This is a genomic window from Streptomyces sp. NPDC088147 (genome assembly GCF_044741565.1).
Classification (GTDB): domain Bacteria; phylum Actinomycetota; class Actinomycetes; order Streptomycetales; family Streptomycetaceae; genus Streptomyces.
This window is the reverse complement of the sequence record NZ_JBIUSY010000005.1, coordinates 401,475-412,791: the sequence shown is the minus strand read 5'-3', so window position 1 is coordinate 412,791 and position 11,317 is coordinate 401,475. Positions and strand designations below refer to the sequence as shown.

At 71.4% G+C, this 11,317-nt stretch carries 9 protein-coding genes; 5 read left to right on the top strand and 4 right to left on the bottom strand.

The genetic code is table 11. The features are described 5' to 3' along the window. The first annotated feature begins 31 nt into the window (after positions 1-31). The 3 genes from ACIOGX_RS19810 to ACIOGX_RS19800 are packed head-to-tail and all read left to right on the top strand — an operon-like array spanning position 32 to position 3,038. Positions 32-1,627: a 4-coumarate--CoA ligase family protein gene (locus ACIOGX_RS19810; RefSeq protein WP_401914768.1), complete on the top strand. Its 1,596-nt coding sequence runs from the start codon at positions 32-34 to the stop codon at positions 1,625-1,627. Next, positions 1,624-2,388 (top strand): enoyl-CoA hydratase family protein, encoded by a 765-nt coding sequence (locus ACIOGX_RS19805; protein WP_356515100.1) that lies wholly within the window; start codon positions 1,624-1,626, stop codon positions 2,386-2,388. The genes ACIOGX_RS19810 and ACIOGX_RS19805 overlap by 4 nt, the downstream gene beginning before the upstream one ends. Beyond that, positions 2,376-3,038, top strand: coding sequence for a TetR/AcrR family transcriptional regulator (locus tag ACIOGX_RS19800; RefSeq protein WP_401914766.1), 663 nt, complete (start codon positions 2,376-2,378; stop codon positions 3,036-3,038). Before ACIOGX_RS19805 ends, ACIOGX_RS19800 begins: the two co-directional genes overlap by 13 nt. Before the next feature lie 227 nt (positions 3,039-3,265). Here ACIOGX_RS19800 and ACIOGX_RS19795 read toward each other — a convergent pair whose 3' ends face one another. Next, complete coding sequence (locus ACIOGX_RS19795; RefSeq protein ID WP_356515104.1) at positions 3,266-4,390, bottom strand: citrate synthase 2; 1,125 nt, start codon at positions 4,388-4,390, stop codon at positions 3,266-3,268. Positions 4,391-4,715: 325 nt separating this feature from the next. On the opposite strand from ACIOGX_RS19795, the gene pdxH reads away from it, so the two are divergent. Together pdxH and ACIOGX_RS19785 are read left to right on the top strand one after the other, a co-directional pair. Beyond that, positions 4,716-5,339, top strand: coding sequence for a pyridoxamine 5'-phosphate oxidase (pdxH, locus tag ACIOGX_RS19790; RefSeq protein WP_383972478.1), 624 nt, complete (start codon positions 4,716-4,718; stop codon positions 5,337-5,339). 536 nt (positions 5,340-5,875) lie between these two features. Continuing rightward, on the top strand, positions 5,876-7,402 hold the full coding sequence (locus ACIOGX_RS19785) for a PAS domain-containing protein (RefSeq protein WP_401914764.1): 1,527 nt from the start codon (positions 5,876-5,878) through the stop codon (positions 7,400-7,402). Between the two features lie 156 nt (positions 7,403-7,558). Here the strand turns inward: ACIOGX_RS19785 and ACIOGX_RS19780 are convergent, their stop codons facing one another. From ACIOGX_RS19780 to ACIOGX_RS19770, 3 genes are all read right to left on the bottom strand, one after another. Further along, on the bottom strand, positions 7,559-9,088 hold the full coding sequence (locus ACIOGX_RS19780; protein WP_356515108.1) for a SulP family inorganic anion transporter: 1,530 nt from the start codon (positions 9,086-9,088) through the stop codon (positions 7,559-7,561). 70 nt (positions 9,089-9,158) lie between these two features. Then, the gene (locus ACIOGX_RS19775) at positions 9,159-9,743 is read right to left on the bottom strand and encodes a carbonic anhydrase (RefSeq protein ID WP_401914761.1); all 585 of its coding nucleotides are present in this window, start codon (positions 9,741-9,743) and stop codon (positions 9,159-9,161) included. 701 nt (positions 9,744-10,444) lie between these two features. Continuing rightward, positions 10,445-11,200, bottom strand: coding sequence for an SIS domain-containing protein (locus ACIOGX_RS19770; protein ID WP_401914759.1), 756 nt, complete (start codon positions 11,198-11,200; stop codon positions 10,445-10,447). Positions 11,201-11,317: the final 117 nt, after the last annotated feature.

Below are 11,317 nucleotides of genomic sequence, written 5' to 3'. Positions count from 1 at the left end.
TCCAGTACGTCCACGCGTCGAAGGGGCCGTCATGGTGTTCCACAGCGAGTACGCGGATGTCCAGGCCGTCGAACGTCCCATCCACGAGGCCGTGCTCGGCCGCGCCGCCGAGTACGGTGACGCCGTCGCCCTCGTCGACGGCGTGACCGGCGCGAGCATGACGTACGCCGAGCTGGACGCCTTCCACCGCCGGATCGCCGCCGCGTTCACCGACGCCGGGGTGCGCAAGGGGGACGTCCTCGCCCTGCACAGCCCGAACACCGTGGCGTATCCCGCCGTCTTCTACGCCGCCACCCGCGCCGGCGCCTCCGTCACCACCGTCCATCCCCTCGCCACGCCCGAGGAACTCGCCACCCAGCTGCGCGACTGCTCCGCCCGCTGGATCGTCACCGTCTCGCCGCTGCTCGACGCGGCCCGCCGGTCGGCCGAACTCGTCGGCGGCATCGAGGAGATCTTCGTCTGCGACCGGGCGGAGGGGCACCGCTCGATCCTGGACCTGGCGCGGTCGACGGCCCCCGAGCCCGAGATCGCCATCGACCCGGCCGAGGACATCGCGGCCCTGCCGTACTCCTCGGGCACCACCGGCGTCCCCAAGGGCGTCATGCTGACGCACTGCTCGATCGCCACCAATCTCGCGCAGCTCGCACCGGTCGTGCCGATGGGGCCGGGCGACCGGATCCTCGCCGTCCTGCCGTTTTTTCACATCTACGGGCTGACCGCCCTGATGAACGCGCCGCTGCGGTACGGCGCGACGGTCGTCGTCCTGCCGCGCTTCGACCTCGACCAGTTCCTCGCCGCCATCGAGAAGCACCGCATCAACGGCCTGTACGTGGCCCCGCCCATCGTCCTCGCGCTGGCCAAGCACCCGGCCGTCGCCCGGTACGACCTGTCCTCGCTCGACTACATCCTGAGCGCCGCCGCCCCGCTGGACGCCCGGCTCGCCGCCGCCTGTTCGGCCCGGCTGGGGCTCCCGCCCGTGCGCCAGGCGTACGGCATGACGGAGCTGTCGCCCGGCACGCATGCCGTGCCGCTGACCGCCCAGGACCCGCCGCCGGGCGCCGTGGGGAAGCTCCTGCCCGGTACGGAGATGCGTGTCGTCGCCCTGGACGACCCGGAGAAGGACCTCGACGCCGGCGCCGAGGGCGAGATCCTTCTGCGCGGCCCGCAGGTCATGAAGGGGTATCTGGGACGGCCCGACGCCACCGCCGGACTGATCGACGCCGCGGGCTGGGTGCACACCGGCGATGTCGGCCGGGTGGACGCCGACGGCTGGCTCTACGTCGTCGACCGGGTCAAGGAGCTGATCAAGTACAAGGGGTTCCAGGTCGCCCCCGCCGATCTGGAGGCCCTGCTGCTCACCCATGAGCGCATCGCGGACGCGGCGGTGATCGGTGTCCTCGACGAGGACGGCAACGAGGTGCCCAAGGCATACATTGTTCGCCAGTCGGGTGCGGACGTGCTCACACAGGAGGACGTCATGGCGTTCGTCGCCGAACGCGTCGCCCCGTACAAGAAGGTCCGCCGGGTCGAATTCGTCGGAGGCGTACCCCGCGCCGCCTCCGGAAAGATCCTCAGACGTGAACTGAGAGACCGGGAAGCGCGGGACCGCGAGAGGAAGAACACGTGACGCAGACGCAGCCACCGGCGTCCAAGCCCGTGCTGGTCACCACGGCGCACGAACGGGGCATCACCACCCTGACCCTGGACTCACCGGCGAACCGCAACGCCCTGTCGGCGCGGCTCGTCGACGCGCTCGGCGACGCCCTCACTGCCTGCGCCGGGGACCCCGCCGTACGGGCGGTGCTGCTCACCCACACCGGCACCACCTTCAGCGCGGGCGCCGACCTGAAGGAACCGGCCAACCCGTACACCTTCATCGCCCTCATGCGGCAGATCGTCGAGCTGCCCAAGCCCGTCGTCGCGCGCGTCAGCGGCCATGTCAGGGCCGGCGGCATCGGGCTGCTCGGCGCGTGCGACATCGCCCTCGCCGACCGCACGTCCGACTTCGCCTTCACGGAGGTACGGATCGGAGTCGCCCCGGCCGTGATCTCGCTGCCGCTCCTGCCTCGCGTCGAACCGCGCGCCGCGGCCCGCTACTACCTCACCGGCGAGCGCTTCGACGCCGAGCGCGCCGCCACCGCGGGGGTGATCACCGAGGCCGCGGACGATGTGGACGCCGCGCTCGCGCCCGTACTCGACGGGCTGCGCAGGGCCTCGCCGCAAGGGCTCGCCGAGTCCAAGAAGCTGCTGACGGTGGGGGTACTGGACGCCTTCGAGCGGTACGCCGAGGACCTCGTCCAGCGCTCCGCCTCGCTCTTCGTGACGGCGGAGGCGCGCGAGGGCATCACCGCGTTCCTCGAACGGCGGGACGCCTCGTGGGTGCGATAGGGCCCGCCGGCGCCACGCCCCGATCCGCCGGCACCGGTCCCGGAGCCGCCGGCACCGGTGCCAGATCCGCCGGGACCGCGCCCAAGCAGGACCGTAGTCGCGCCACCCGGCGCAAGCTGCTGGAGGCCGCCGTGGCCTGCCTCGCCGAGTACGGCTGGGCGGGCTCCACCGTCGCCGTCGTCGCCGAGCGCGCGGGCGTCTCGCGCGGGGCGGCGCAGCACCACTTCCCGACCCGCGAGGACCTGTTCACGGCGGCCGTCGAGTACGTGGCGGAGGAACGGTCCACGGCGCTGCGCGCCCTGGTCCCGGCCGGGCCCGCGCACCGCCGCGCGGCGGTCGAGGGCATCGTCACGCTCTATACGGGCCCGCTGTTCCGCGCGGCGCTGCACCTCTGGGTCGCGGCCTCCGACGAGGAGCAACTGCGGCCCCGCGTCACCGAACTGGAGGCCCGGGTCGGCCGTGAGTCCCACCGGATCGCGGTCGAACTGCTGGGCGCCGACGAGTCCGTGCCCGGCGTGCGCGAGACCGTGCAGGGGCTGCTCGACATGGCGCGCGGCCTGGGCCTGGCGACCCTGCTGACGGACGACGCGCGGCGGCGGGAGCGGGTGGTGGCGCAGTGGGCGCGGATCCTGGACGGCGTGCTCGGCTGAGGGGCGCGTACAACCCCGAGTTCCGGCGGGGCTGTACGCGACGGGGGCCGTATCGCCTCGGGGTTCGTATCGGACGGAGGCCGTATCGCGACGGGGCGGACGGCCCGCTCGGCGCGCGGCGCGTCCTCCGCGCGGCGCGTCCTCCGCGCGGCGCGTCCTCCGCGCGGCGCGTCCTCCGCGCGGCGCGTCCTCCGCGCGGCGCGTCCTCCGCGCGGCGCGCGATCCGCTCAGCGCGTGATCGCGTCGAATCCCTCGATCTCACGCGGGCTGCGCGTCCCCGGCCCGACGTAGCGCGCCGAAGGCCGCACCAGCCGGCCCGTGCGCTTCTGCTCCAGGATGTGCGCCGACCAGCCGGCCGTACGGGCACAGGTGAACATCGACGTGAACATGTGCGCCGGGACCTCCGCGAAGTCCAGCACGATCGCCGCCCAGAACTCGACGTTCGTCGCCAGCACCCGGTCGGGCCTGCGCGCGTGCAGCTCCTCCAGCGCGGCCTTCTCCAGCGCCTCCGCCACCTCGAACCGCGGCGCGGCCAGCTCGCGCGCCGTACGCCGCAGCACCCGCGCGCGCGGGTCCTCGGCCCGGTAGACCCGGTGCCCGAAGCCCATCAGCCGCTCGCCCTGGTCCAGGGCCCGCTTGACGTACGCCGTCGCGTCGCCCGTGCGCTCGATCTCCTCGATCATGCCGAGGACCCGTGAGGGCGCGCCGCCGTGCAGCGGCCCCGACATCGCGCCGACGGCACCCGACAGAGCGGCCGCGACATCGGCGCCGGTGGACGCGATGACCCGGGCGGTGAAGGTGGAGGCGTTCATCCCGTGCTCGGCGGCCGATGTCCAGTAGGCGTCCACGGCCCGCACATGCCGCGGGTCGGGCTCACCTCGCCAGCGGATCATGAAGCGTTCGACGACGGACTCGGCCTTGTCGATCTCCCGCTGCGGCACCATCGGCAGCCCCTGGCCGCGGGCCGACTGGGCGACGTACGAGAGCGCCATCACCGCGGCACGCGCCAGGTCGTCACGGGCCGTCCGCTCATCGATGTCGAGGAGCGGTTTCAGCCCCCACACGGGCGCGAGCATGGCCAGCGCGGACTGCACATCGACCCGGATGTCACCGGAGTGGACCGGGATCGGGAACGGCTCGGCGGGCGGCAGACCGGGCGCGAACGCCCCGTCGACCAGCAGCCCCCACACATTGCCGAAGGAGACCTGGCCGACCAGGTCCTCGATATCGACGCCGCGGTAGCGGAGCGAGCCGCCCTCCTTGTCCGGTTCGGCGATCTCCGTCTCGAACGCGACGACTCCTTCGAGTCCGGGGACGAACGAGGGGTCCAAGGAGGTGTCGGAAGCGGACATCAGGGCGGCTCCTCTGAGGTGGGGGTGGACTTCGGCGGCTCGGTCACCCCGGTGGATGCCCCCTGAGGCAGCGGTCAGGGAGGCGGGAACGTCCGGGAGGCAGGAACGATAGCCCCTGGTGTACGAAGGCCACAGTGGTCTGCCCCAAGATTTTGGCGGGTTCCTCCGATGCGGGGAAGCGTGATAACCGGCACACTGCCAGACTTTGTTCCCGGGGGATTAGCGGCACCCGGTGCCGGGGAAACTGGCCCTGCGGCAGGATGACCGCGTGCCCTATGAGACCCCGGATTCCGTCGATCCCGCCGACCCTGACGACCCCGCCGCCATGCGTGAGCAGTACCGCACCACTCCGCTTCTGGAGAAGGACCTCGCGCCCGCTCCGGCCGACCAGTTCGCCCGCTGGTTCAAGGAGGCCGTGGCCGGCGATCTGCACGAGCCGAACGCGATGGTCGTCTCGACGGCCACCCCCGACGGCCGGCCCTCCGCGCGCACGGTGCTGCTGAAGGCGTACGACGACCGGGGCTTCGTCTTCTTCACGAACTACACGTCCCGCAAGAGCGGCGAGATCGAGGCGAACCCGTCCGTCTCCCTGCTCTTCCCGTGGCACCCCATGGCCCGCCAGATCATCATCACGGGCACCGCCGCGCGCACCGGCCGCGACGAGACAGCGGCGTACTTCCGCACCCGCCCCCACGGCTCCCAGCTGGGCGCGTGGGCCAGCGACCAGTCCAGCCCGATCGCCTCCCGTGAGGAGCTGCTCCACCGCTACGACGAGCTGGCGTCCCGCTATCCGGAGGGCGAGAGCGTGCCGGTGCCTCCGCACTGGGGCGGCTACCGCGTCACACCGGAGACCGTCGAATTCTGGCAGGGCCACGAGAACAGGCTCCACGACCGGCTGCGCTACGTACGCGAGGGGGAGGGCTGGCGGGTGGAGCGGCTCTGCCCGTAGGCACCGAGAACCGGCCGGCAGGGCGAACCGGCAGGAAGAACCACGGGAAGAACCGGCGGGAAAAGCGGAACCCCGCGGGCTCGGGTTCCTCCGAAGAGGAGCCGGCCGGACGTACCGGCGAGCCCGCGGGGCGGTGACTGCTGTGGATTGGGCCGGCGGTTACCGGCTCCGCACTGAGTGCGACAACGGGCCGTCAGCCCGCAGCCACCTCACGAGTCCGGAAAGAAATCACTTCCGAATCACCTCCTTTCAGTGTGTGTCACACCTTAGGAGGGCCCCCGGGGACTCTCAAGCGAATTTCGTGAGGGAGTTTCCCGAGGGATTTCCGGTACGCGCTCAAAGGAAGCCGGGTACGCTCGTATGCGTGTTCCTCGTCGAAACCCTGATCGATGGCCCATGGCGTGTGGTGGCCGGTGTGCGGGACCGCTTTTGGGGTGCGACGATTTCGGGGAACCTTGTGTGTGCTGAGTCACGTTCGAGTTGAATGATCGGACGTGCGTCAGCACAGGCGGAGACGCCCTGCAGGGGGTGCCAGGATGAGTGCTTCTCGGAGTGAGACCACCGATCCGCGCGGGCCGGACGAGCCGGAGCCCGATCACGAATCGGACAGCGGTGCCGGAGTCGGCGCAGGCGCGGACGGCGGGGGCGGGGCGGAGCGGGACGGAGCCGGCGCCGATCTGCTCGCGGCGCTGCTCGACGGTATGGACGCGGCCCTGTGCGCCTTCGACGCGCATGGCGTGATCACCCACTGGAACCGCGAGGCCGAGCGGATACTCGGCTGGTCCGCCGAGGAAGCCGTCGGGCGGCAGGGCTTCGCCGGATGGGCCGTGCGGACCGCCGACGCGGACGAGGTGCAGGCGCGGCTGATGGCCGTGATGGATACGCCGGGGCGGCAGGTGGACGAGTTCGCCCTGCTGCGCAAGGACGGCGGCAGGGTGCTGATCCGGACCCAGTCGTCCGGGATGCGCGGGGCGGACGGCAAGCCCGCCGGGGTCTACAGCGCCTTCAGCGAGGTCCATGAACAGATCGATCTGGAGCGGTCCATCGCGCTCAGCGAGGCGCTCTTCGACGACGCGTCCTGGGGTGTCGTCCTCGTGGACGTCGATCTGCGGCCGACCGTCGTCAATGGCTACGCGGCGCGCGCGCTCGGCTCCGGGCGCGGCTCGGTGCTGGGCCGGCCGCTGGGCGAGCTGGTCGTGCAGGGTGTCGAGGAGCTGGAGGCCGCACTCCACCATGTGCTCGCGGAAGGGGCGCCGAAGTCGGCCGCCGAGCTGTGGGTGTCGGTCCACGCCCCGGACGGGGAGCGGCGGCGCTGCTGGCGCAGCGGCTTTCTGCGGCTGGCGTCCCCACTGGCGGAGGAGCCGGTGCCGCTGGGCGTGGGATGGATGTTCCAGGACGTGACCGAGTCGAAGCTGGCGGCGCAGGAGGCGGACCGGTTGCGGTTCCGGTCGAGCCAGCTGTACCGGGCGGGGCGCGCGGCGGCGGAGTGCGAGGACCCGATGGAGGCGGCGACGGTCTATCTGGATTTCGCGCTGGCCGGTTTCGCGGATCACGCGCTGATCGATCTGGTGGCGGAGGAGCGGCAGGACGGGGCGGCGGCTCCCGTACGGCTGGTGCGGGTGGCGGAGACGCCGTCCGGTGGCGGGTCGGGGCCGAGCACGACCGTCGAGACGGGTGGGATACCGGTGCGGTACATGACCGGGCATCCGGCGCTTCAGGCGATGGACCGCAACGGTGCGGTCCGGGCGAGCGCTCCCGGCGCGTCTGCCGCCTCCGCCGGAGCCGGTTCAGGTTCAGCCGCCACGGCCGGTTCCGCCGGTTCTGCCGGGGCCGCGACGGGCGCCGTTTCCTCCCCGGCCTGGGCGACCGCGCGGCAGTGGCCGCCCGACTCGGTGCACGCCCTGTGCACGGTGCTGCGCAGCCGGGGCAGGTCGCTGGGCGTGGTGACATTCCTGCGGGGCGCGAGCCGGGCCGCCTTCGAACGGCCGGACGCGGTGTACGCCGAGGACGTGACGATCCGCGTGGCGGCGGCCCTGGATCTCTCCGGGGCGCTGTCCGACTGACGACCTGACGACCTGACGCCTGACTACCTGACGACCTGACGTCCTGCCGCGCGGACAGCGCAGACAGGTCCGGCAGCACGGACAGCGCAGGCGGCACGGGCGGCACCGGCGGCTTCCCGCACACGCCGCCGCGCGCCGCCCGCTACTGGCACACCGTCAGGACGCGCCCGCCTTGGGGCCCGTCGCCGGGCCGCCCTCCCGGAGGGACGCCGCCTCCGGGGGCAGCATCCTGACCGGTTCCGTCTCCGCGTCGTTGTGCCGCATCGCCCAGTTCTCCAGGGCGATCCGGCACGCGTGGTCGAGATGGCGCAGGCCGGACAGGTCCAGCTCGATGGGACGGTCCTTCGGCAGCGCCTCCAACTGCTCCATGATGCGCGGCAGTCGCAGGAACGTCGCGTTGCCGGTGACCGACACCACCATCCGTCCGCCGGTGAGTTCATGGACGTCGACGTGGAGATGGGAGATCTCCCACGCGGTCTTGACCACCGCGAGCAGCAGTCCGAGGACCACACCCTCGAAGAGGTTCGTGACCAGGACCGCCAGCGCTGTGATGGCGAGGATCACCGCTTCGCCGCGGTGCTCCTGCCACAACGGGCGCAGGTCCTTGACCGGTACGAGCTTGCAGCCCGCGTGCACCAGGACACCGGCGAGTGCCGCGAGCGGGATGACGCCGATCGCCGCCGGCAGCAGCGCGGCGAACAGCAGCAGCCACAGGCCGTGCAGGATCCGGGAGAGCGGAGTCCGCGCGCCCGCCTGGACGTTGGCGGAGCTGCGTACGATGACCGCGGTCATCGGCAGCGCGCCGAGCGCCCCGCAGACCGTGTTCCCCACGCCCTGCGCCATGAGTTCCTTGTTGTAGTCCGTGCGCGGACCGTCATGCATACGGTCCACCGCCGCGGCGCTGAACAGGCTCTCCGCCGAGGCGATCAGCGTGAACGCCAGCACGGTGCCGATCGCGGCCACGCTCGCCAGCTGCCCGAACTCTCCGAGTCCGGGCGGGTTTATGGACTCCAGCAGACCCTGCACCTCGACCTTGGCGATGGGAAGGTCCAGCAGGAAGGCCGCGCCGGTGGCCAGGGCCACGGCTGCCAGCGGGCCCGGGATCACCCGGGCTCCGGCCGGGAGGCGGGGCCAGAGCACCAGTACGGCGATGGTCCCCGCCCCGATGAGGAACGCGGTCAGCGCCGTACCGTTGGTGAGAATGTCGCCGGCCAGTCCGGGCAGGCCGGCGATCTTGCCGAGTCCGCCGGACGGCTGCGCGGTGTCGGCCATGGCGTACACCTGGCCCAGGACGAGCACCAGGCCGATGCCGGCCAGCATTCCCTGGACGACGGCGACCGAGATGGCCCGGAACCAGCGGCCGAACCCGAGGGCTCCCAGGGCCAGTTGCAGCAATCCGGACACCAGGACGATGGCACCGAGGGTGCCGACGCCGAATTCTTTGACGGCTTCGTATACGAGGACCGTGAGACCGGCCGCGGGGCCGCTCACCTGAAGCGAGCTGCCGGGCAGGAAGCCCACGACGAGCCCGCCGACGATACCGGTGACCAGACCGAGTTCGGCGGGGACTCCGGAGGCGACCGCCACCCCCACACAGAGGGGTAGGGCGACGAGGAAGACGACGAGGGACGCGAGTATCTCGCGTCGAAGGACACGGCGGTCCTTCAGAAGTGGAAGGGAGAGCATGACGGGTTGTCCTAGCTGTGCGGTCCGCGAGCGGACAGAAGGTGGGGAGAGGTCGATGCCGAGGCCGCTGTCACAGCGGTCTGAACTCCCCACCCAGCTCGGGCCGGTGGACGCTGATCGCGCCCGTGTCCACTTCGTAGTACCAGGCGTGCAAGGAGAGACGGCCGTCCGCGAGACGTTCCCGTACGGCGGGATAGCTCCGGAGGGTGTCGAGCTGTGCCGCCGCGTGGTGCCGTACGGCGTGGGCGAGACCGTGCTCCGACGGAAGCTTGGAGGCGCGGAGGCCGAGCCAGCCGCGCACGGCGGGAACGGCCGACAGGTCCTCGCCGCGGACCATGGCGCCGACGGCGCCGCAGTGTGAGTGACCGCAGACGACGATGTCACGGACGTCGAGCACGCGCAGCGCGTACTCGATCGTGGCGGTCTCGCCGCTGGGGCGGTCCCGGTCGTACGGGGGGACGATGTTGCCCGCCGTACGCAGCTCGAACAGCTCGCCGGGGCGGGCGCCGGTGATGAGCGAGGGGATGACACGGGAGTCCGAGCAGGTGATGAACAGTGCTTGCGGCGTCTGCCCCGCCGCGAGATCTCGGAACTCTTCGGGGCGTTCCGCCACCTGCACGGAGAAGGAACGGGCGTTGTCGATGAGGGATTTCATGATGGCCTGCCTCCTGCACTCCCGGGCTCGCCGGGGCGCGGTGTGGTCGGGTCAGTGGGGGGTGAAACGGGTGTGCGAGAACTGCTGGTTGTGCATGAGCGTTGAACCTGGAGGTCGATCGTGAGGGTGAAGACGTGAAGGTGAAGACGTGTGGGTGAAGACGTGAGGGTCGCGTCAGGGGAAAGGGCCGGGCGTCAGAGAGGTCCCGGGCCTGATGGGGAGCCGTGCGGGCGTCGCACCCTGCCGGATCGCGGCAGTTGGGGAGCCCGGCGTGGCGGCTGCCGGGTGATGGTCCGGGCGGCCGGGGTCAGAGAGCGGTCGTCCCGCGTCTGACGGTGGACTCGCGGTCCAGTCGGATTCTCACAGCTCGCCCTTTCCGTCTTTCGGTCTTTCCGTGGTGCCGTGCGGGCACGGCTGTACGGCGCCGACATGTCGTCAGTTCCGATGATGCCGCACCGCAGCCTCACCTACTTTGCCTGAACATTACTTCTTTGTGAAAGATCAAAATTCCGCCAAGTGCTCTCTTGGTGACGCAAAGTGGCGGTTCGTGGGTACGGAAACGAGCTGGGGCCTGCGGGAGCGTGCCCCACAGGCCCCAGATGTCACTCTCGGTGTCCGCTGTTACGTGCGTCGCATTTTCTGTCTTCGGTCGCGTCGCTTTACCCAGGCCGCCACAGTCCGTCGCCGTTCACAGATGCGTTCTAGTGCCGGTAGAAGATCCGGTCGCCGTACTCGGTCATGACGCGGCCGTTCCACTCGGTCCCGCCGTCCACGTTCCCGGAGCGAAGGAGCGGGGGTTCGATTCCGCGTTCGGCGAGTTCTCCGGCGGCGGCGGCCATCATGGCCTGCATCAGGGCGCTGGTGACGACGGTGGAGGCGGGCGCGAAGGGCGCCTCGATGCCGTCGGCCGTCAGTTCCGCGTCACCGACCGCGATCTTGCTGTCCAGCACGATGTCGCAGTGGTCCTTGAGGTAGGTCCCGGTGAGGTGGCGTGACTTCGTCTCCGTCGCGTACGCCACGGACGTCACGCCGATGACCTTGAGCCCCAGCGCCCGCGCGTTCATCGCCATCTCGACGGGCAGCGCGTTGCGCCCGGAGAGGGAGATGATCACCAGCAGGTCCCCGGCACGGGCGGGGGAGGAGTCGAGGACGGCGCCCGCCAGCCCGTCGACCCGCTCCAGCGCGGAGCCGAGGGTGGCCGGCATGACATCGACGCCGACCACGCCGGGCACGGTGAGCAGGTTCATCACGGCGAAGCCGCCGGCCCGGTAGACGACATCCTGCGCGGCGAGCGAGGAGTGCCCGGCACCGAAGGCGAAGAGCCGGCCTCCGGCGGCGACGGTGTCGGCGACGGCGGTTCCGGCGGCGGCGACGCCGGCGGCCTCCTCGTCGCGTACCCGCTGGAGCAGACCGATCGCCGCATCGAAGAACTGACCGGCCAGCTTGCTCTCGCTCATCGAGGAGGCCCTTCCAGGGTGGGGGATCAAGGGCGGAACAGGGGGGTGGTTCACGGCTGGGACCAGGGGCGGGGCGGGCACGGGAATGTCTGTGCCGCGGATCACGTTGAGGTCTGG